The organism is Desulfoscipio gibsoniae DSM 7213, from assembly GCF_000233715.2.
In the GTDB taxonomy this organism is placed as follows: domain Bacteria; phylum Bacillota; class Desulfotomaculia; order Desulfotomaculales; family Desulfallaceae; genus Sporotomaculum; species Sporotomaculum gibsoniae.
Window position 1 is genome coordinate 3,201,036 of the sequence record NC_021184.1, and the last position, 21,508, is coordinate 3,222,543.

General features: G+C 40.4%; 22 protein-coding genes. 10 read left to right on the forward strand and 12 right to left on the reverse strand.

Annotated elements, in window-relative coordinates:
- Positions 1–70: 70 nt before the first annotated feature.
- From DESGI_RS15040 to DESGI_RS23210, 4 genes are all read right to left on the reverse strand, one after another.
- The gene (locus DESGI_RS15040; protein WP_006520604.1) at positions 71–1,111 is read right to left on the reverse strand and encodes a tyrosine-type recombinase/integrase; all 1,041 of its coding nucleotides are present in this window, start codon (positions 1,109–1,111) and stop codon (positions 71–73) included.
- Complete coding sequence (locus tag DESGI_RS15045) at positions 1,111–2,067, reverse strand: tyrosine-type recombinase/integrase (protein ID WP_006520603.1); 957 nt, start codon at positions 2,065–2,067, stop codon at positions 1,111–1,113. Before DESGI_RS15045 ends, DESGI_RS15040 begins: the two co-directional genes overlap by 1 nt.
- Positions 2,064–3,284, reverse strand: a complete 1,221-nt coding sequence (locus DESGI_RS15050) for a site-specific integrase (RefSeq protein WP_006520602.1) — start codon at positions 3,282–3,284, stop codon at positions 2,064–2,066. Before DESGI_RS15050 ends, DESGI_RS15045 begins: the two co-directional genes overlap by 4 nt.
- Positions 3,285–3,558: 274 nt before the next feature.
- Positions 3,559–4,509 (reverse strand): copper amine oxidase N-terminal domain-containing protein, encoded by a 951-nt coding sequence (locus DESGI_RS23210; protein ID WP_006520601.1) that lies wholly within the window; start codon positions 4,507–4,509, stop codon positions 3,559–3,561.
- A gap of 118 nt (positions 4,510–4,627) precedes the next feature.
- On the opposite strand from DESGI_RS23210, the gene tnpA reads away from it, so the two are divergent.
- The 3 genes from tnpA to tnpC all read left to right on the forward strand — a co-directional run bounded on the left by tnpA (position 4,628) and on the right by tnpC (position 6,924).
- Positions 4,628–4,939, forward strand: a complete 312-nt coding sequence (gene tnpA / locus DESGI_RS15060; RefSeq protein ID WP_006520600.1) for an IS66 family insertion sequence element accessory protein TnpA — start codon at positions 4,628–4,630, stop codon at positions 4,937–4,939.
- Positions 4,933–5,292: an IS66 family insertion sequence element accessory protein TnpB gene (gene tnpB / locus DESGI_RS15065; protein ID WP_006520599.1), complete on the forward strand. Its 360-nt coding sequence runs from the start codon at positions 4,933–4,935 to the stop codon at positions 5,290–5,292. The genes tnpA and tnpB overlap by 7 nt, the downstream gene beginning before the upstream one ends.
- Positions 5,293–5,358: 66 nt before the next feature.
- Positions 5,359–6,924, forward strand: coding sequence for an IS66 family transposase (tnpC, locus tag DESGI_RS15070; protein ID WP_041285577.1), 1,566 nt, complete (start codon positions 5,359–5,361; stop codon positions 6,922–6,924).
- Positions 6,925–7,116: 192 nt separating this feature from the next.
- Here tnpC and DESGI_RS15075 read toward each other — a convergent pair whose 3' ends face one another.
- Positions 7,117–7,893 (reverse strand): copper amine oxidase N-terminal domain-containing protein, encoded by a 777-nt coding sequence (locus DESGI_RS15075; RefSeq protein ID WP_083939883.1) that lies wholly within the window; start codon positions 7,891–7,893, stop codon positions 7,117–7,119.
- Between the two features lie 495 nt (positions 7,894–8,388).
- A complete protein-coding gene (locus tag DESGI_RS15080; RefSeq protein ID WP_006524057.1) occupies positions 8,389–8,604 on the reverse strand; it encodes a hypothetical protein in 216 nt (71 codons plus the stop codon).
- Between the two features lie 339 nt (positions 8,605–8,943).
- Here DESGI_RS15080 and DESGI_RS15085 point away from each other — a divergent pair, with 339 nt between their 5' ends.
- From DESGI_RS15085 to DESGI_RS15095, 3 genes are all read left to right on the forward strand, one after another.
- Positions 8,944–11,205: a ligand-binding sensor domain-containing protein gene (locus DESGI_RS15085; protein ID WP_006524058.1), complete on the forward strand. Its 2,262-nt coding sequence runs from the start codon at positions 8,944–8,946 to the stop codon at positions 11,203–11,205.
- A 73-nt stretch (positions 11,206–11,278) separates the two neighbouring features.
- The gene (locus DESGI_RS15090) at positions 11,279–11,545 is read left to right on the forward strand and encodes a hypothetical protein (protein WP_435050870.1); all 267 of its coding nucleotides are present in this window, start codon (positions 11,279–11,281) and stop codon (positions 11,543–11,545) included.
- Between the two features lie 583 nt (positions 11,546–12,128).
- On the forward strand, positions 12,129–12,668 hold the full coding sequence (locus tag DESGI_RS15095; protein WP_006524061.1) for a hypothetical protein: 540 nt from the start codon (positions 12,129–12,131) through the stop codon (positions 12,666–12,668).
- A 353-nt stretch (positions 12,669–13,021) separates the two neighbouring features.
- Here the strand turns inward: DESGI_RS15095 and DESGI_RS15100 are convergent, their stop codons facing one another.
- The 3 genes from DESGI_RS15100 to DESGI_RS15110 are packed head-to-tail and all read right to left on the reverse strand — an operon-like array spanning position 13,022 to position 15,611.
- Positions 13,022–13,486 (reverse strand): sigma factor-like helix-turn-helix DNA-binding protein, encoded by a 465-nt coding sequence (locus DESGI_RS15100; protein WP_006524062.1) that lies wholly within the window; start codon positions 13,484–13,486, stop codon positions 13,022–13,024.
- 3 nt (positions 13,487–13,489) lie between these two features.
- Entirely contained in the window at positions 13,490–15,184 is a 1,695-nt protein-coding gene (locus DESGI_RS15105; protein ID WP_006524063.1) for an N-acetylmuramoyl-L-alanine amidase, read from the reverse strand.
- Between the two features lie 52 nt (positions 15,185–15,236).
- The gene (locus DESGI_RS15110) at positions 15,237–15,611 is read right to left on the reverse strand and encodes a BlaI/MecI/CopY family transcriptional regulator (protein WP_006524064.1); all 375 of its coding nucleotides are present in this window, start codon (positions 15,609–15,611) and stop codon (positions 15,237–15,239) included.
- 434 nt (positions 15,612–16,045) lie between these two features.
- On the opposite strand from DESGI_RS15110, the gene DESGI_RS15115 reads away from it, so the two are divergent.
- Positions 16,046–17,227: a copper amine oxidase N-terminal domain-containing protein gene (locus tag DESGI_RS15115; protein WP_006524065.1), complete on the forward strand. Its 1,182-nt coding sequence runs from the start codon at positions 16,046–16,048 to the stop codon at positions 17,225–17,227.
- A gap of 63 nt (positions 17,228–17,290) precedes the next feature.
- Positions 17,291–18,139, forward strand: a complete 849-nt coding sequence (locus DESGI_RS15120; protein ID WP_006524066.1) for a copper amine oxidase N-terminal domain-containing protein — start codon at positions 17,291–17,293, stop codon at positions 18,137–18,139.
- Here the strand turns inward: DESGI_RS15120 and DESGI_RS24695 are convergent.
- Positions 18,110–18,430, reverse strand: a complete 321-nt coding sequence (locus tag DESGI_RS24695; RefSeq protein WP_006524067.1) for a hypothetical protein — start codon at positions 18,428–18,430, stop codon at positions 18,110–18,112. The two genes, DESGI_RS15120 and DESGI_RS24695, sit on opposite strands and share 30 nt — an antisense overlap.
- Before the next feature lie 302 nt (positions 18,431–18,732).
- Between DESGI_RS24695 and DESGI_RS15130 the strand changes: the two genes are divergently transcribed.
- Positions 18,733–19,212, forward strand: a complete 480-nt coding sequence (locus DESGI_RS15130) for a hypothetical protein (RefSeq protein ID WP_006524068.1) — start codon at positions 18,733–18,735, stop codon at positions 19,210–19,212.
- Positions 19,213–19,233: 21 nt separating this feature from the next.
- Positions 19,234–19,443: a hypothetical protein gene (locus DESGI_RS24700; RefSeq protein ID WP_157872796.1), complete on the forward strand. Its 210-nt coding sequence runs from the start codon at positions 19,234–19,236 to the stop codon at positions 19,441–19,443.
- A 269-nt stretch (positions 19,444–19,712) separates the two neighbouring features.
- Here the strand turns inward: DESGI_RS24700 and DESGI_RS15135 are convergent, their stop codons facing one another.
- Positions 19,713–20,885: a DUF4179 domain-containing protein gene (locus DESGI_RS15135; protein ID WP_006524069.1), complete on the reverse strand. Its 1,173-nt coding sequence runs from the start codon at positions 20,883–20,885 to the stop codon at positions 19,713–19,715.
- Positions 20,882–21,439: an RNA polymerase sigma factor gene (locus tag DESGI_RS15140; protein WP_006524070.1), complete on the reverse strand. Its 558-nt coding sequence runs from the start codon at positions 21,437–21,439 to the stop codon at positions 20,882–20,884. Before DESGI_RS15140 ends, DESGI_RS15135 begins: the two co-directional genes overlap by 4 nt.
- Positions 21,440–21,508 lie beyond the last annotated feature (69 nt).

Genomic DNA, 21,508 nt, shown 5'->3' on the forward strand with positions numbered 1-21,508 from the left:
AAAAATATTAAAAGGTGCTGTGTCACTGGGTTTTCTTCGAAAAATTCGGCATAGTTTTTAGGATAGCTTTTTAATCAAAGCTGTAGAGTCGCGATAATATTTCTTGTTTTTTCCATTGTGGCTTATCGTTGGCGATTTCCGGATTTGATTTAGCAATAGCGTCATGAAGCATATCGACAGTAGCGAAAGCATAAAACGTTTTTGTTGTTGCTTCACTTTCGTGGCCAAGCAGTTCCATTATGAACGGAAGTGGAATTCCGTTTCGGTATAAATCCATGGCTCTGGTTTTTCTGATTGTATGGCAGCCGACTTTTTCAGGAATATCCGGGCAAAGCTCTCTTGCCATATCTACATATTTGCTCAGGATGATTCTGATAGCATCTGTCGTCAATTTATGAGGCAAGTTATCTCTTGTTGAATAAAACAACGGTCTGTTTGAATCCGGCGTTCTGCCGGGATGAAACTCTGCAATGTAATGTTTAAGGTGATTGACTGTTTTAGCCATTAGTGGGATGTTGCGAAGCTTATTACCTTTGCCATTTCTGACGGTAATAAACGGACTTGTTCTGTTAAGGTGCAAATCCCTTAACTCCATGTTCGTCAGTTCCTGAACTCTGACCGCCGTATCATACAAAAATATGAGTAGCATCCGATTGCGGCGTTCTTTATCCGTGCCGTTCTTCGGCATTTTTAATAGTGTGCTCATCGCGTTTTCAGGAAGGTACTTGACCGGTTTCTTCACTGATTTCATTCCGTTTATGCTGTAGACCTCATGAAAACGTGCTTCAAATAGAAGGTCCTCGTCAGAACAATATTTAAGAAATGATTTAATAGCCGTAAGACGCAGACCGCAGGTTTTTGGTGCGAGCTTTCTTTGGGTATTTAAATATGCCATATACTCCTGAACCGTATTTCTATTAAAGGCTTCAATGGGAATGTTTTTTCGTTTAATGCCTTTTTGCTTTTCGAGATAGTCAATGAAATCCTTTAATGACTGTTTGTAGGCGTCAATCGTATTCTGACTTAGATTGCGTACATTTGGAAGATAGCTACCGAGGAATTTATGTGCTAATGGCCAAAAATTGCCGTTGTTTCTTTTTGTTCCCGCCATTATTCTACCTCTGGAATCATGCTTTCCAGAGCTCTTGTCTTTTCGGAATAGACTCCGAAAAACTCGGGAATAAGGTGTATGTAGTAGAAAGTACTCTCAATGCTCGAATGTCCCATGTAATTCATTAAGTATGGAAGCATCCCATTAACATTGATTCCTTTTTTGACCCATCTGTTGATATTTGCAAAAGCAAAATGATGCCTGAAATCATATGCTCTTGGTTTAGGTTTGCATCCTCTCGGAAGCCCGGCATCACTCCATATTTTGTTGAAAGCACGTGAAATTGCTTGACTGCTGTAGGGTTCATTATCATTACAGGGAAAGAAATAAGTTCTACTGGGGTAATAAATGCTGATTTTGCTGTCAAATTCGTCAAATAATTTTATCAGCTCATTGCTGAGAAACAGCCTGCGAGATTTGCCTCCTTTGGTATTAATGATGTCCGCATAGCCTTGAGCGAGATTTACATTATCTGTCTTAAGCAGTCTTGCTTCACCCGTTCTGACGCCACAGCAATATAAAAAGCGAAAATATGCAGATAACACCAAAGGTTTGTCGGGATTATCTTTTTGTGGTGTTATCCTGTCACATGTCTCAAAGAATTTTTCAATTTTATTTTCACTAAGGAGATAGGGCATGTATTTGGGGCCTCTTTTGCTCAAGCCAGTCGGAATAATATATGCGTCACGGTTTCCCTGTGATTGAAGAAAGCGGCCGAATTCCCTCAAATATGAAGTGCGGTAATTATGCGTATCCGGATTTTCATGTTCCCCTCTTATGAACCAGCCATTTAGATGTTCTTTTGAAAATTTATTATCGTATCCATTTGCAGCCCAGTAATCATCCAAATTGGAGAGATAATATTCTGCTGTGTCGTATTTAAAGCCTTGTGAGCGTTTAAATTCCAGAAACCGTTCTATCTGAGCGCCGATGCTGCTTGTCAAACTCCTTTTCATTTCAGCGCCTCCTTAACCTCTGTTGGAAGCGGCAGGCAGCAGCCAAGCAGTTTTTCTCGGTCTGTCGAGAGGTAAAGTTTTGTTGTATCAGGATCCGTATGTCCCAAGAGAGATGAAATAGTTTGTATTGCAACACCCTTTGAAAGCATTTTGGAAGCTGTATGGTGCCGCAAAAGATGGAATCCCTTCCGTTGGTTTCCTTCGCGGATGCCAGCCAAGCCAAACACCTTTTTGGATATGGCATAACATGACGAGTGTCCTTCAAGCGGCTTGTATGGAGCATCATAACGCAGAAAAAGTTTCGGACTGTTTGATTTGGGACGATCATTTAGCAGATAGGTCATTATTGCATTACCAACAGCTGGTACCAGCGGGAGCATCAATAGAGTTCCTGTTTTTCTTTGAACAATACTTATGGTATCGTTTGTCCAATCAATATCTTTGATTTCTAGACTGACAATGTCAGACGCCCGTAAACCTGTCAGCATCGAAAGCAATATGATTGCTCTGTCTCTTGGCGCAACAAGCTCTGAATCAATCATGTGCCATAAAGCCGATTCCTCATCTTCGGTCAGCGTCGGAATAATAGGCCTGGTTCTTCTGGCCTTTGGGACACATGGCAAAAGGCGACTATCTTTATCAGCAAATTTCAGGAATCTTTTCAGGCCGTCAATTATGATATGCATCCCTCCGCGGCTCCATGTTTTCGACATTTCACCGAAAAAACCTGGAATAACCCAGGGAGGAGCATTGTCTATTGATTCGATACCAACGCTTTCTAGATAATGAAGAAACCTATATGCAATAAGGAGAGCAGAATATGTTGTTGAATCACTGATATTTTCTGTTTTCAGAAATTGTTCAAATCTAGAATAGATTTCTTCGCTATACCATGAACAAAACGGTTGTTTCTTGCTTTTTTTGTAGATTTTAAAGACAAACATTCCATTAGCAAGATAGTCTTCCAGCAGATTTATACATCTTGTTCGTAACCGGACTTTTTCTGAGCTGTATTGACCAGTCCTTTCATTAAAAGTATCGCTCACAAATGCACTTGACAATTCCGGAGTAAGCCTATCCGTATTCATTTGTTTTGATAGATTGATCAGCTTGTTGAATGGACTCCGGTACATGCTGATGGTTGATTCCATGTATCCCTGTTTGCGCATGCTGTCGAGCAAATTTTCAATAAGTTCTTCGAGATTTAAATAATCCATTATTAACCATATCCCCTTTGCATAATTATTTTGGCAGTCCAAAACAATTATACCGGGTATATGGTTGCTGCAAACTACTAAAAAACTATGCCGAATTTTTCAAAGAAAACCCAGTGACACAGCACCTTTTAATATTTTTCGGCATAGTTTCTTTTTCAACATAGTCAGAACTATACTGAATTCGGCATAGTTCTGATCACAGAATTCAATCCAATGAAAACTTGCGCCAGATAGTATCAAATTAGAGAGAAAGAGCAGGTCATACCTGCTCTTTCTAGTTAAAATTCGTTTTTTGATAATCCTGATAAAATTTGATTAAATAGTCTACTTCCTCTCTACTTGATCCAAGCTCTTTTATTAATACTTTTTGAATATAACCCTCTTCTATAGTCGAACCATTAGCCGGTCTGGTAGGACTAATTAAGCCAAATATGGTTTGTCTTATCTTGATTCTGGCCATATCCTTTGCAGTCGGGTTATTACCCTCTCCCCATACCCACTGTCCGTCAATCTGGCCGGGGAAATCATAAATAATATAGGCTGTACTGGGATCTTGATGCTTGTCAGATGCTGGAACTCCGGAAATTTGATAGTACCTTCCACCGATTGAAATATAGTGATTGAATTTTTCTAAAGCGATTTTTAAGTTATGTTTCATCCTGGTTTCCCATGCGAATTTGTCACCAAAATCATAGGGATCCCCGGGATAATCGACAGACTTTAAAGCGCTGATATAAGCTTGGTCAATTTCTTTTATGGCTGGCATTGTTTTATTATCTAAAAATTCTTTAGAAAAAAGAGTATTAAATTTTGTATAATCACGGTGTAAATCAGCGTAACAGTTTCCAAACGCCAGTTCAGCGTCGCCAATGTCTTTGTCATCAAGTGTGCTCTGGATTACTCGGGCTGAACTGGTTAAAATATCTTTCAATTTCTCCGCTTTTTCCTCTTTTGTTAAATAAACCTCGATTTTAGTATTCTTGTTTGGTTCAATAAAAACCGTATTGTTGTTAACATCCCAGTTAACTGTATTCCCAAGATATTCTGAAACAACTCTAACAGGAACCATTATTCTACCGTTAACAGTCTGTGGCGGTACATCCGTTTTAATCTCTTGACCGGAAATAAGTAGTCTCACCGGAGAAACGGCAAATGCCGGCCCATTTATTGAAAGAATTAGGGTTGCCACCAAAGGTAAAAGAAATTTTTTATTCATATAAAACATTTTTTACAACCTCCCAAAAGCTACCTAAATTTTGTAAGCGTCAAAAAGATTACACCTGGGTTTACCACTTTATTTATGAGATAATCTCCTCAAACAAACATATTGGGGGGATTATTCAATGGCCAAATCAGAATTACGGCAAGAATGGGAAACCCGGATAGCCGATTTTAGAGCAAGCGGGCAAAGCGGAGCAGCTTGGTGCGCAGCCCATAATATAAGACCTAATCAACTATGGTATTGGCTAAAAAAGATTAAATCCGCAGAGAATCCATCAATTACGCAGACGCAGTGGGTGTCAGTGGAGATAAATGAGTCCGACCCCACCGGAAACGGATTATTGATTAAAGTAGGTCCTGCGGTTATAGAAGTGCAACCTGGCTTTAATCCGGCATTACTCAAAGAAGTAGTGCAAACACTTAAAGTATGCTGACCAACACTGGCCTGGAACGGGTTTACCTGGCCTGCGGCAGCACCGACTTGCGTAAATCAATTGACGGATTGGCGGTTTTAGTAAAAGAAGCATTTGCACTGGACCCGTTCTCTACCTGCATCTTTGTGTTCTGTAACCGGAAACGCGATAAACTCAAGATCCTCCAGTGGGAGCATAATGGTTTTTGGCTTCATTATCGCCGGCTGGAGAAAGGAAAGTTTCAATGGCCGGCCAAAGATAGTGCGGGAACGGTTACATCTGTTAGCCACCGTGAGTTACGTTGGCTATTGGATGGTCTATCGCTCAATCAACAGCAAGCCCATCCCGAGGTTACGGCAAGAACAATTTTATGACTAAAAACATGGGATAAATCCTTGATTTTAAAGGGTTTTCATGGTTATATATCGAATATTAACCATATGAACAGCACAGCTAAAATAGTTGAAGAACTTCAAAATAAATGCACTGAGTTGGAGCAAAAAAATGCTGAATTAATGGCTAAAGTCAGATGGTTTGAAGAACAGTTTCGTCTAAGCCAACAGCGTCGTTTCGGTCGCTCCAGTGAACAGAGCCAACCGGAGCAATTACAGCTGCAGTTTTTTAATGAGCCCGAAATAGAAGCTAAACCGCCTTCAGAGGAACCTAGCGTTGAGGAAATTACCTACCGCCGCCGTAAGAAACAGGGACACCGTGAGCAGCTGCTGGAAGATTTGCCGGTGGAAACCATCGACTACTATCTACCTGCCCAAGAGCAGGTATGTTCATGTTGCGGTGGACCATTACATGAAATGAGCACCGAGGTCAGGCAAGAGCTTAAGATTATTCCGGCCCAGGTAAGTGTCGTCAGACATGTACGTCACGTCTACGCTTGCCGCCGCTGCGAACAAAAAGACACCAAAACCCCTATCGTGACTGCACCTATGCCGGCGCCTGTACTGCCGGGGAGTCTGGTTTCCCCTTCCGCTATGGCCCACATCATGACCCAAAAGTATGTTGAAGGTATGCCGCTTTATCGTCAGGAACAGCAATTGGCCCGTCTTGGAATAGGGCTGTCCCGTCAGACCTTGGCCAATTGGATGCTCCAGGGTGCCAACAGATGGCTTCGCCCACTTTACGATAGGATGCATGAGCATCTGTTGAAACAAGATATCCTGCATGCCGATGAGACTACTCTGCAGGTGCTGCATGAACAAGGCCGGTCAGCAGGAAGCACCTCTTACATATGGCTATACCGTACCGGGCGGGCAGGGCCGGCAATGGTTCTTTACGACTACCAAACGACCCGGGCAAGCAAGCATCCGCGCCGGTTCTTAGCCGGCTTCAAGGGTTACTTGCATGTAGACGGCTATGCCGGTTACAATGGATTGCCGGACGTGACTCTGGTTGGATGCTGGGCCCATGCCCGGCGTAAGTTTGATGAAGCGCTAAAAGCCTTACCAGCTGAACAGCGCGGTGCAGTAGTAGCCGCCAAAGAGGGGCTGAATTTCTGCAACCGACTTTTTGCTATAGAACATGAGCTTCGCGAGGCCACTCCCGAGGAACGCCATGTAGCCCGCCAAGAGCGCAGCCGTCCATTGCTAGAGGCTTTTTCAGCATGGCTAAAATACCAAAGTCCTAGAGTGCTGCCTAAAAGCGCTTTTGGTCAAGCTATTCATTACTGCCACAACCAATGGAACAAGCTCGCAGCCTTCCTGCAAGACGGACGACTGGAGCTGGATAACAATCGAAGTGAGCGTTCGATTAAACCGTTTGTGATCGGACGCAAAAATTGGCTATTTGCCAACACCCCGCGTGGCGCCAATGCCAGTGCAACGATTTACAGCATTGTTGAATCGGCTAAGGAAAATGGCTTAAATCCGTTTAGCTATCTGCAATATCTTTTTGAAAGGCTTCCCAATATAGATATCGAAAACCGAAATGCCCTAGATGAGCTACTTCCCTGGTCGGTTGCTTTGCCTTCGACTTGTCGAGTAAACAATAAATAGTTTAAGTCGTGCCCTACCCTGTTTACGAGGTGGGGCTTATTTTACGCTTACTTTAGACTAATCGAATAGTATTTGAGTTCTCATTGTAATAGTTTATACAGTAGAGAAGTCATCTAAAATTGTGGCAGTTTCTTTGCTTCTTTTTATGCTGACTTACATCGTATAATGATTACAAGATATACCATGGGGTTTTTATTTTTCTTCTTCAGGAACGGGGACAATGATCTCACTTAATTGTTGAGCCCTTACCTCATGACTAATGATTTCCTTACCGTTTTGATCAATTAGTCCGAACTTGCCTGTTCCGTTTACGAAGATATTGTCATGAAAGAATATAAGTCTTTGTGAAATGGTAGGCTGAACACCTACCTGAGGATCAAAAGCACCACCGATGTACTTTGAAAAAGTGTCTATATCATTGTTGTTCTCTTTATCAATTTTCGTGTTAGCTTCCCAAACTAATTGAGCATATTCGCCCTTCACTTCATAGTAATAAACCGATCCCCCTTTAAGGAAATAGAAACTAGACGACTCATTTTCAGGAAAAATGTAGGTGTATGTCATGCCCTCCGGCTGTTCTAATGCTTTTTGGAAGGAAACCCTTGGCAACCCCACTACTCCTCTACGGGAAGTTGCTAAATCGCTGCTTTTGGCCATGATGGTCGCTTCAGGATATGGATTGAAAACTGCTACGCCGTTGTTTTTGCTATCCCATACGACAGTAGATCCAAAAGCCTCGCTAATAAAACGCAAAGGAACGTAAGTCGAGTTTGCATAAACTTGAGGTGCTACAGTCAATTCAATTGCGGATTTGTTTTTATACGCTGTTTTGCTTCCTACTGTTAGTTGAATAATATCGGTTGTGCCTGCTTTTTTGATCGTAACGGTTTCATTTTCACTGTTCCATGTTACATTATAACCCAGGTAACTAGCTGTACGAATTGGAATTAAAGTGGTGTTATTTACAATTACAGGACTGGGAAGTCTGTCAACAACTGTTCACCGATGCTTAACTTAAGGGGTTCTGGTTTTGACATACCACAAGTAAAAATCAGAATAATAGCTAACGCCATTAGTACGATTAGTTTTCTCATCAAAAATCCCACCCACCCTTCTTAATTTGACCAGTTAGACGCACCAGGTGTAAGTTTTGTTCCTAGTATACAGCGTAAACTAAAAAATGGTGGACAATAACAATCTAACTTGTTAAATATTTTAGGGGTCTGGTGATGCAAGCGAAATTAAAATCAAAAAGTGATAGCTATGAACAATGAATTCACACTGAATATATAACCACTGGTTGGAAAGCTCAAAGATATTCGACCATTAACGGTTCGGTTGGTTAATAAGACAACCTGGGAGCAGGTGCTACCGGACGGCTCATTTGGCCTTTTCCTTTCACAATTACAACTTACTTCGCAACAGAATATTTTTCAGGCTGTCTGCTTTGCCCCGGAGGCGGTACTAGTTGTTTTCGCAATGCCCACCGTCCCGTATTAAACAAAGGCTTTTCAAAGCTGTGTTTAAATTTATATTGCCGTTTAATGCGTTAAAAACGCCCTTTAATAGCTCTTGGGTTTTCCTGTGACTGCCGGTTAATCTGTAGCCTGTATTGTAGAGTAAATTTACTATTTGTTCGGAGGAATTACCCTGCTTAGACATTTCTCTCAGTTTGGGCATGGTTCCTTCTCCTTCTCGTTTAAAATTCGGTTTAACGTGCACGCTTGCTCCATTTTATGGCATACACTTTTGATAATTTCCTCCGGTATATCCACCTGATTCACTCCCTTCTATAAATATAGACGTTAGAAATGGAGAAATCGTAGGATTAAATTGAAAAAATTTTTATAATTATCCCTAAACAAGATGCAACATAATATTGGCAAAATTCGTCTAGTAATAAAGGAGTTAATTTAATTTTACCCGGAAAAGGACGGGAAACAGTAAACGACCATGTTGTACAAATAACATAATGACGAAGGGTACTATCATGACGATTATTCAAGGAGGTTGGGGGAAATGAGAAAACGTTATCTGCATTTGATTTTATTGATGATAGCATGTTTTTTGCTTATGGTCGGGGTTAGTTACGGTTATGAAGATGGCCCGAAGGCTTCAAAAGAAAGTTACATGTGGACCAGTTACGTCAATCCCAATGATGTTACGGCAGCTGTAGAATTTAATGACCAGCTTGTAATAGGGACCAACGGGGCGGGCCTGATAATCAGGAACAAGAGTACTTTACAACAAGAAGCCGCTTACACAACCCGAAATTCCCCCAATTTACCGGATAACGTAATCCAGGGTTTGCAGGAACTTGGTGACCGGTTGTTTATAGTTACAGCTAAAGGTTACTGCTGGTATGACGGTGCTAAAATCATTCCGGATCCCAACCCGGAGGCAAGTCCCTTCCTCAAGCTGGCTGCTTTAAATAACCATGAAAAATACTTTGACGGTTCCATCTATTTACTGGAACAAACAAACGACCAATCGACCATTGTAAAAATCGACCCTTCTCTGGAGATAAGCCGCATTGAGCCGGGACTCGCCATCAGGGATTTTACATTTCAGTCCGACGGTAGACTGTTGCTCCTGTCCGATGACGGAATCTACCGGGAAGAAAATAACAATTTCAAAAAAATATTAGAACTTCTCACCGAAAATAAAGCATTAGAACAGGGCTATTTTTTACGTTACGCCTCCATATTTTATGACAGCGGCAGTGATACTATCTGGTACTCATATCGGCAACAGAAAATGGAGGAACTTTCGCCCCCCGCATCTTTTTACCCGTATTATTTAGTAAAACAAGCTAACCGCAAAGCCCTAAAATATGATTTAGGCAAAGGCACATATCCGGAAAAAGCTTTTTTTATAGACGACAAAGTTATTTTTGTCTTGGAAAAAAGACTAAGCCTGGACACCACCGGTGCGGATCTTATGGTCATTGAAGGCAACAACCAGCGCTTCCTTGATGCCAATACGGGTCACTTCATCGGCAAAGTAGACCGGGGCTTATGGTACTCGTACTTCTATCCACCTTCGACCGGAAAGCTGGTGCTGTTGGACTTTAACTTGCAGCCCGTTAAAGAAAAAGAAATCCAGGGGCTGGTAACCGCCGGTGACAACAGCGTGCTGGTTTTTACAGACCGTAAGGCATACAGGTTCGGCGACAGTGAGGAACAGTCCATTTCCTATGCTTATCTTCCTTTTATAAATGCTTACAAAATAGAGAATGTGGAAAATAACACGGTTTATCTGACAGGCCATTTCACAGAAACATGTTTTTCTCAAGAAGTAAACGGGACAAAATTCATCTTTAACAATGACGACAGTGGGGGGTTACCTGTTGATAAATATCTTACTAAAGAACCGGCTTTGACCGACAGCCGCGGTAACAGGTGGTTCAGGGGCGTTGTGGCAGGAAAATGGTATTGCCTCGCGCCTAACGGTACGGAACAGGTCTACTCCCGGGACCGGATGAAGGACACGCCTTTTTATGATTTTTATGACCTAGCCGAAGACCCGCAGGGCAATATCTGGTTTATGAGCCCCGAGGGACTGACGAAAATGAATCCCCAGGGTGAGTTTTCCTATTTTATCGGTCGGGAAATCCTCGGGGAGCAGCTCAACCAGGCCGGTGAAAACTACCAGCCTGCTCCATTCTTCGATGAACTGGAAATTGATGAGCAGGGGAACCTGTGGGTTTACTCCAACACCCTGGGGCTGATCAGTTTCAACAACCAGGTTGAAATCAATAAAATATACGGGCCTGAAAGGTGGTCCCTCTATGCCTTTTTCCTGGACCGCAGCGGCAACAAATGGGTGGTCAACCAGGGAAAAGATGGTGTGAATTGCACAATTTTAGACCGGAGCAACAACATAGTAACCAAACATGAGGCCGCAGATTTTATGGCCAACTTTGAATATGCCAAGCACTATTACGACCCCGTGGATAAAGCCCATTTCATCGCCCTCAGCACCTTTGAGCGGGACAAGGAGAGATTTGGGATTATTAAAGTGGAGAATGACCGGGTATTTGAAATTTACCGTAACCAGCTTGACTTTGAACATGCCGGTGGGGAAATGTTTACGGAAATGTACCGCGAGCAAGGTTATGTATGGTTTGTAACCCCCGTGGGTATTGTCCGGTACGATGGTGCCGAATTTCTGATTATAAATTATGAGGGTGAAGGCAGGATAGGTCATGACAGCTACGTGGAAAGCCCGAACAAAGTTTGGGTATTGACGACTACCGGAATCGCCCGGGTTAATTTTTAGCAGTTACCGCCATTGCCAGAGGTTGGGATAGTGGGGCGGGGTAAATCTGTCCCACTGTGCCTAGCAAAATGAGGTGTTTGATTTGAACTACTTAAATTCTATCTTAGTTGGTTTAATTATTACTCCCATAGCATTTTTTATCGGATATAAATTAAGGCCGATCACGACCAAGAAAAAAAGATTAATTACAGGATTTGCCGTAGCTTTTACTATCCTAACGATGCTGTTGAGCATAGACTTGTTAATACCAACAATAAATATTTTAAAAACTGGTATTGCTACTGCTATTGCTGTGGGTTTTCCCCTTGGTTTGGGTGGACCGCCTTATAAAGAAGATTAAAATATTATTTATTTTCGAAATACGTGAAATATAAACAAGCCCACGGTAAATATGAGCAATGTAACTGCTAGAATTTTATATACAAAATGATCACTTCCGAAAAAGCCAACGATAATAATGATATTTAATAGGTATGAGGGCAACATTCTAAGATAGCTAGGCAAATGCTTATTCTTATTACACAATTGGATCACCAAAGCACCTTTCTTGAAGTTATAAGTTTCACAGATTTCTCCAATTATTTTCTTTTCTCTTTAACATCCTAATTACACAGTTACAGATAGTGCGCCATTTTAAAAGCCCGCATTTCCTTAAGATAAAGGGTAAGCGGGCTTCATAATTTTAGATGAACAGTATGTTAAAACTGCGTCACAACTGAAAAATAAGTTATAATGAATATTAGTAGAATAATACGCAGTAAATAAGGGAAAAAAGGACACGAATAACTATAACCCGCAGCGGAAATCCTACCAATTTTTAATTGTTATCCCTTATCAGTACACGGTAAAACGACGTTATCGGAAATAGCCTTGCATATGGGTCTTTAAAACAATAAATATAGAAAGATTGAGGAGGGTCAGTTTTGCTTAGGAGAAACTTATATTTAGCGATAATGCTCACTATAGTTTTTACGATTACTGGTTGTACACCTAAAACTATTGATGAATTTCTAAGAAAAGAAGGAATCGATTATAATCGAATACTACATACTGAGCAGATGTCAGTTGGCTCAATTGTTTTCTATGACTATTCTTACGACGATGGACAAAAAGGCATTGGTGCTGTCTTAGTAAAAGGGAACCAAAAGGATGGCTGGGAATCTGCAACCTCCCAGGGTATTGGCATAAGGGATGAAGACATAGTGTGGGATATTTTTACAGCTGGTGATAAAGAATTTCGTTTAGCATATGGAATTATTCAAAACTCTGAAATTGAAAAAGTTCAGCTAAAAGAAATTGTAAATACTCAACCTAATAGCCAATCCTTCAAGGATATGACTATTATAAATACAAAAAACTATCGACTTTGGTTTAAACAAATCTCCTTTAATCTTAGAAATATAGAGATTAGGGGAGTATCCCTTAAGGGAGACGTTCTATATACGTACCCTCCATTAAAATAATTACTAAGTCCTTTTTATGAGTAAAGTTATAGAAATTAGTGGCAGGTCTTAAAAGAGGGCTACTTCCGATAACAGCGCACTCCCAAAATCTGAGTAAATATGAAAGTAGTAACCACTGTATTTCATACAGCACATCTACAACTAATGGGTAGCGATAGTTGTGCTAATTTGTGGCGGATAACATATATCAGTTAACCAGCTTGTCACTTTTTAACTTTTGCGTAGCATGCTACAACCTGCTCCCCTACCAAACAACGTTTTCCACCCAGGGAACAGGGGCCGCGCAACTACGGCCCTACGATACTGCTGCGATATAAAAAATAATATCACGATCACTCAACCCAGGGTTTGAGTTATTTTTCCATCGTTTTCGAAATCAGCATTTTCCTCAGTGCCCATCGTGCTGAGGTAATTTTGCCAGCCACATCCTTTTCGCTTAACAGGGTGGTTTCAGCAATCTCAGCGTAAGAAAATCTCAATACATCCCGCAAAATTACGGCAACCCTTTCTACCGGGTTTAAGTGCAGCAATGCATCCTGTATCCCTGTGCCATTACGGATGGTATTTCCGGCAATGCTAGTCGTTGTAGCGCGATTTGACCGAAACCTGCCGGTTGTGTTATTCGCAAGAAAAACAGTGCACAGTTGTTTAACAACCACCCCGGGGGGGTGGCCCAAGTTTATATCGCACAACGTTTTTTTCACTAAAGTGCTGGCATTTTGATGGTCTCCGGTTAATCTGTAGGCAGTTGAATATAGAAGATTGATCAGCTTTTCAAAGGAAACCGTTTTATTCAATACTTCGCATTGCCGAGACAATGTTCAAACCCCGCGCGCATCCGTTGCGGCCATTTCATTTAGCACTTCTATTATTCCATCGCATATCGCTTGCGCTGCCTTGACCCTGAATTCTTCCGTCATCAGCTTTTCCCGGTCCGATTCATTGGTGATGTAGGATACCGCAGTTGAAACTGCCGGCATGTTCACCTGTTCCAGTATCTTTAGTTTGACATTACGTAATCCCTGATCTTTGGTGCCAAGTTGCTCTACCAGATTTGATTGGATGATTTGCGCTGCTTTTTCTCCGGTAATCCCATAACCGGATTCATCGCCAGAGTGGTAATATGAGGTTATGGTTCCATTTGCCGAACTATCAGGATGCATTTCATTATGAACACTCACTAACAATGCCGCATTATAGCTATTCGCAAATTGTATACGTTTTTCCAGTTCTACCGTACTGTCATCCTGACGGGTCATTATGGCTTGTATGCCTGACTCTTTTAGCATATCGGACAAAAGAAGCGATATTTCCAGATTAATATCTTTTTCTTTAACCTCTGTTGATTTGGGATCAGAAGTGTCAAAGGGATATCTACCTCCCCAATCACCTCCGCCATGACCGGGATCAATGACTACCACCATATCTTTTATATTCTCATTAACCATGCTGTTCCCAACGCCTTGAGGAGTATTGCCATTGGCAATAGTAAAAGTTAGAGCCCCGATAATGATAAAGCAAAGAATAGAAAGAACTGACAGCCTGTAAGAGCCTTTCTTAAACATTTTTATCATCGTGATTCTCCTCTCCATCTGCTCGCTGGTTTCATTAAAACTGGTCAATTTTAATGGCGTATGACGATTAGAGAATATACCTGCCAGTTTAATAAGTGTATTTCCGTAAGGAATTTTTGCGGACTCGCCCAGTGTTTCCATTACATAAGCATCTGTGGCAATTTCCCTCTCATACCTCATCTCCCTAATTGCCAGCCATACGAGAGGATTAAACCAGTGCAGCATGGCGGCCATTGCTGCACATAAATTGCAGATGTTATCTTTTCTCTTATAATGAGCCAGTTCATGCAGCAGTACATGCTCCAAGTGATGACGATGTATTGGGTTGCAGATATCTCCGGGCAAATAAATACTTGGAGTAAATATACCGGCTATACAGGGACTACGAAAATATGAATCCATATATAGTGGAATATCTTTTTTAATCCCTAATCTTACACAACACTGTTGCATTAATTCATTAATCTGAGGGTCGCAGACTCTTTCAAATTCTCTGCTCCGGCGTTTGAATCTTATGATCATAATAGCGGCAACCAAAGCTATGACCGTAACCCCGGTTAGCCAAACTATACTGAGAAAGCCCAGGTTCCAAAGGGGGTAATCTTCAGTTTTTTCTTTATCGTAGTACTCTCCATCTTCTTGGTACTGACTGCTATTTAGAGTTTCTGTTCCGGAATAACCATCTGCCTGGCTACTCATATATTCTTGGAAGTAGTTGGCTATTAGGGGTGTCTCAGGAAAAATACCGGTTATATTAAATGGGCTTTCAATTTGAAATGGCAATACAAGTCTGATTAAAACTATAAGCCAGAATATATGATAGACTCTGCCTGACAGGCGATAGGGCAAACTCTTCTTGACGATTAATAACAATACAATTATGATGCCGGCAATTAATGAAGAATACAAAACACGAGCAAATATAATACTAAGCATCTCCATTAATGGATATCCCCCCCCCCCGAATTCTTGAACTTGCCTGGAGCACTAAAGACTACTTACGTTTTTTATCTTCTAATATGTTTTGAAGCTTGGCAATTTCTTCCTCGGACAAAACCTTTTCCTCAAGAAAGTTGACAAAAAACATTGCTGTCGCGCCGTCGTACACCCTTTTAATAAAACTTTTGCTTTCGGCCAGCACGCATTCCTTCTCAGATATGGCTGGATAATATATATAGCTCCGGCCGTTTTTTTTATGTCTTATGGCGCCTTTTTTAAGCAGTCGGTTGATAAATGTTTTTATGGTTTGGGGCGACCAGTCTTTTTTTTCAGACAGAGAGGCGATTATTTCTTCAGATGTTATTGAATTTCTCTTCCATATCACTTTCATGATTTCCCATTCTGAGTCAGATATTTTGGGGATACTCAAATCGATTTCCTCCTTTGCCTATTGATTACATATGTAAACTTTTACTACAGTCTACATGTGCAATCGTAAAAAGTCAAGCTTAATTATGAAGTTTCTCATGTTAACTTTGGCTGAGCGAATAAGCAGGGGAAATATGAAGTCATATTGAGAGCTTACAATAGCGCTATTTGAGTTTTCGGAAGCGCTGCAATGTTGATATGGTATCAGATTGAGGATTTACTGAAAGGCCTTTGATTATTATTTAACTTTCAGGAACATTTTCAATTTTTTAGAGTCTTAATTGATAGCAAAGATCATGTTGTCCAGTATGGATTGTCCGGTTTTGGGGGGAGGTGTTTTCCTATGATCTATTATACGTGGTTTTTTCAAGATGGAATCGTGTAATTAAGTGAAAAAATAAAGAAAACCTCAATTTATTGAGGGAGGTAACCAATATGAAGAAAGCATTGACAACCGGGGTACTTGCAATACTGATAATTCTTATCATGTCATATCCAGCTATGGCAAAAGAGAATGATATCCAAGTAAAGATAAATTCATTTTTTGAGTGGGGCGAAATTGTCCAAAACAATCTAGAGTTCGGGAACAAAGAAAAACCAAGGACAGAGCATGGAAGAGTATTCATACCACTAAGAAAAATATCCGAATACTTTGGATATACCGTAATATTTAATGAAGAAGCAAAAAAAGTTAATTTAGTTGACAGCAATGGGAAAAAAGTTGAATTAACTTTATACAGTAAAAAAGCGATAGTCAACAACAAAACGGTAGAGATGGATGTACCTGCTAAAATGATTAACCAGGTAACCTTTGTTCCTCTGCGATTTATTAGTGAGAATTTTGATCAGGCAGTAAAGTGGGACCCTTCAACTCGTACTGTATTTATAGATCATTTCATTATTTCTACACCTGATTATCTATTTAATCAAAAAACATTGGAATTAACTAAGCGGGATGAATCGGGTAAAGGAAAGCATTTGGCGTTAGGAAAGATTCCCATGAGTGTTGATTGGGTCAGCATGCATGTAGCCAAGACCAAAAACGGAAATGATGTAATTGTCATTGATAATAATTCCGGGGCACCCCATTTGTACCATGATCTCTATACTATCTATGTTTCAGAAACCAATATTATAGATCAGAGTGTGGTAAATACTTTATTTTCTGGAAAGGCAGTCATTAGTTCGGATGGAGAAAAGGTTGTGATTGGAGATGGAAAGATAGCCCGAGTTTATGATGACAAAACAAAAAAGCTGCAGTATGAATATGACCTGCAATCTCTTTTTGAAGCTGAAAAGGATCCAAATCCAGATGGCTTTTGGAAAACGTCATATGCAATTTTAGGTTTTGAAGATAATTATATTTTGGTTAAAGATACATTTAAAATGCTGACCAAAATGGTTTACTTGGATACCAAAAAAATTGTAAATATTTATGAAGTGGTTCTGTCAAAAGAGGAGCAAGAAGAAGCTTTGCAAAATGCCGGCCCATTTGGAAATGGAGACCGTTTAAAATTTATTGAAGAAAAGGATGGTAAGTTAATTTTTAATAGATTCTATGATGATGGACCTTATACAAAAACAAAAATAGTAGAATATAGTCTAGAAAATTTATAAAAAGAAATATAACCTTGTGCACCCAGGACACGTTAACTATTTTAAGAAAGGAGTTGTTCAAAAATGAAAAAAATTCTTTCAGGAGTTTTCCTTGCATTGATGCTGATATTGGCAGTTTTGCCTGCCTATGCAGCAAATATTCAAATCAAAGTGGACGATGTTGCTATTGCATCCGATGTGGCGCCCGAAACTATGAATAATCGCACGATGGTGCCTTTGCGTGTTATCAGCGAAAATTTGGGAGCTACGGTCGATTGGTCGAATTCCGAAGTTATACTCTCCAAAAACGATATGCAGGTTTTGTTAAAATTGAACAACGCCATAGCGGTGAAAAACGGCAATACGGTGCTGCTTGATGTAAAACCATATCTTAAGAATAATCGCGTGATGGTCCCCCTGCGCTTTATTGCCGAAACATTTGGCTATGATGTTAATTACGAAAATTTCACCGTAAACGTTGCTACTGAGCCATTGGCGATAAATGGCGTAAAAGTACAAGCATTGCAACATGAATATCACATGACCATGGGCGGCGTAGTGCAGCAAATCAAAGGGAATGCGTATAACAAAGCCATTTATGATATATTTTTAGCAAATAAAGGCAACAGGGCAAAAATTCCTGCCAGTTACTCCTGGCAGGTTAATATCGACACACCTGGAGCCTATTATAAAATTGGACAATATGATTTTTTGGATGTAAATGGTAACAGCATACAGCGTTTTGATATTTATGGTTTGATTAATTCTCATCCAGCCGAAACTTTGGCCGAGTTCCCCGAGGTTCTGCTTTACGATACTACTGAGAACCAATGGTATTTGTTTAGCGATACTGCAATACAATCCATCAGTCAGCTAGTTGATACAGCCACAAAGAACGGTTTCCTAACGGTTATCAGTAATACGGTTGTGTGAGGAAACTTTTTTGATTTTCACGACTTGGCCGAAGACCCGCAGGGCAATATCTGGCTTATGAGCTCCGAGGGGTTGACGAATATAAATTCCGGGGGTAAGTTTTCCTATTTTGTAGACCGGGAAATCCTCGGGGAGCAGCTCAACCAGGCCGGTGGAAATTACCGGGCCACACCAATCTTTGAAGAATTGGAAATTGATGACAGGGAAACCTGTGGGTTTACTCCAACACCCTGGGAGACCATAGGGTGTAAAATGTTTTAATACATCATTAGCATAAAGCATTCTCTTCATGTGGATTACCCCCAGGTAAATATATTATAGTTATTATTATAACTATTTAACATCCTAATTGCACAGTTACAGATAGCGCGCCATTTAAAAAGCCCGCATTTCCTTAAGATAAAGGGTAAGCGGGCTTCATAATTTTAGATGAACAGTATGTTTATGATGTGCAGCAACTTATGAATAAGTTATAATAATGAGCATTAGATGTAATGCGTATCAATTATAATTCTAATTGTTATGCATATATTTGATTTTCACAATTAATCTTATGTTTTGATGCAATTTTACAACAATAGGGAGGAAAAAATATGAACGTTTTTAAATCCAAGAGAACAGTTAAAAAATACATACAAAAGTTAAACGCATCGCCAAATAAACTGTTTCCACTACTTTGTCCAACGATGGAATATAAGTGGATTCAACCTTGGAAGTGTGAAATGATTTTTTCTCAATCTGGTTATGCCGAAGATAATTGTGTATTTAGAACAGACTTTCCAAGGGATATAGAGCCTGAAACCTGGATTGTAAGTCAATACGAAAAAGATAAAACTATTCAATTTATACGTTTTAATAGCTCAATAATTATAAGACATAATATTATTTTGATTGACAATGGAAATGGCACAACAGATGCTATTGTTGAACAAATAATAACAGGGTTAAATGAAAAGGGAAATAAATATGTGGAAGGCTATACAGATGAAGCATACTTTGAGGAAATTTCAACTTTAGAAAAAATGTTGAACTATTACCTTGAAAAAGGTGAAATGCTTAAAATAATGGAGTGATTCGATATCTAGGTTTAAGATATGTTTCGGCAAAAAATAGAGCAAAATTGTCCCATCCTTACTGCACATAACAAAGATGATGTGCCATACGCATGTTCAGCTATTTATGCCCCCTATCCTGTCAGGCGACGTTACCGCCCCGGGCACCGCACCGGGCCGCGGCTGCGGCCCCACGCGCGCTACAGCGCGCCATTCCGCCAGGCTGCGAGAAGCTTATTGAGCGTATTATGAGGACTGTCCAAAATTTTAACTTTCAGTTTATTTTCTTCTATTATTGGTTAATTCACCAATTACAATAAACAAGCCTTCTCCCCACATAGCTAATAAGCCATCAAATATAGGTGCTGTTTGGCTTGTTAATTTTGACCAAATAATAAGATGACATTGTCCGATGATTAATAGCACTTGGTGGCAACCCGTTTAGGATTGTGTATATAAAAAAAAGAGACTCTTTTTTTATAACTGCAAGAGTCCCTATCTCTTTCGGCTGTGCTATCTATTTAATAGATCTTAACACGCATATTTACAGGGGTCATTTCCTCAATTTTAAGATCCCGGATACCAATGCTTTCAATAACTAAATACAGCTCCTTTGGCTTGGTAAAGTATGCGCTTTCGAACTGCGGTCGGACGTTGCCGCTGTCGGTCAGAATCTCATCGTCGATATGCTTATAGATCCGTCCGGTCTCGTCCTCAAGATGCATCTTATAGAGGAAACCTGGATACGGAGTGCTCTTTTTATCAACAACATCGATTTTAAGGCTGGTCACTGTGGGATAGACCTTAACATAATTCAGCTTTAAAACAAGGTCATAACCGCCCTTTTTAATAACAAAATCCTTTCCTTCATATATCAAAGGTTTTGCATTTGCCAAGCCCGGTGTGACGCTGAATGTGACCTTCCATTCGCCGGCAAGGATTTTTGTGCTTTCATGGCCGGAGCTATGGGTGGCATCCCGGAACCCGTTGATGTCCATAGTAATGGTTGAAGGAGACCCTCCGGTTTGGCCCTGATTAACAATCTCCATCCAGCCGGCGAGTTTTCCGCTCTGGCCTGTTGGGCCTTCTTGACTCTCTCCGGGTCCGGTGATCCATCTGGATATCCAATTGTTTTTTTGTGGGTCATCAAAATCCACTTTGCCGTCTTTAATACGAACTATAGTTTTTCCTTGATCATCGCTCAAGGTCATATTGTTAAACCACAGACTTTTTATATCCTTATATTTTTCCTGGTCCAATTCTACAGAGAAGGAAATCAGCATGCGCTTTTGATCCGGTACAATATTATCGATGGTGAAACTAATGCCGTTGCTAACCGCTGTTTTATTGATATTGGCACCATATCCGCTCCGGATCGCCTCTTCGACACCTTTATCCCTTTCCCTGATGGCGTTCATACCTTTATCAAATTGAATCAATTCCACTAAATTTGATATCAAGGGAATTTTGCCGACCGTTTGTGCAAAAGTGGGAAACAAGTTAACAGAAAAAACAAAGGCAAATACTATTGCAAAAGTAACAGCCCATCTGGTCAACTTCTTATTTTTGCTCCTCTCAGGTCTGCATATTTGATTAAGGGCCGTTATGGTTTTTTCCTTAAGGCAAGTAGAGGGTTCTTCGTGCATAAAGGATTTATGAAGCACTTCTCTGATTTTATCTTCCAACCTGGTCACAGTTTCAACACCTCCCCAATCGATGAGTGCATTTTGATTTTTTGCCTCATCTTGTTTAAACCTGTATTAATCCTTGATTTTACCGTGCCAACGGGAATTTCAAGAATTGCTGCCACCTCATCTTGGGCAAAACCGTTAAAGTATCTTAAAACGATCACTTCCCGCACCTTATAGGGCAGTTCGTTGATAATGGCCCGTAGAATCTTTTTCTGTTCATCTTCCTCAAGCACCGCAAAAGGGTCATACGCATCCCTGGCATTTAATGAGCCTTTTCTGAATGATTGAAAAAGGCTGGTCCATTTATGACTTCTGATCATATTCCTTGAGACATTGACCACGATTCTATATAACCATGCTTCAAATGAGTAGCATGGATTAAATAGATTGATCTTGGTAACCGCCCGGATAAATGCTTCCTGGGTGATATCTTCCGCTAACGTACGGTTCCCGGCAAAAATCAAGGCTGTTTGATATATCTGGCGATGGTATTTTTCAAATAATAATCCCCATGCTTCCTTGTCTTTCTCTTTACAGCGCTGTAAAAGTTCATCCAATATGTTCACCTCCTACTCTATATACACGGGTTCCCGGTGTTTCGTTCATTTTTTTCATACTCTTATATT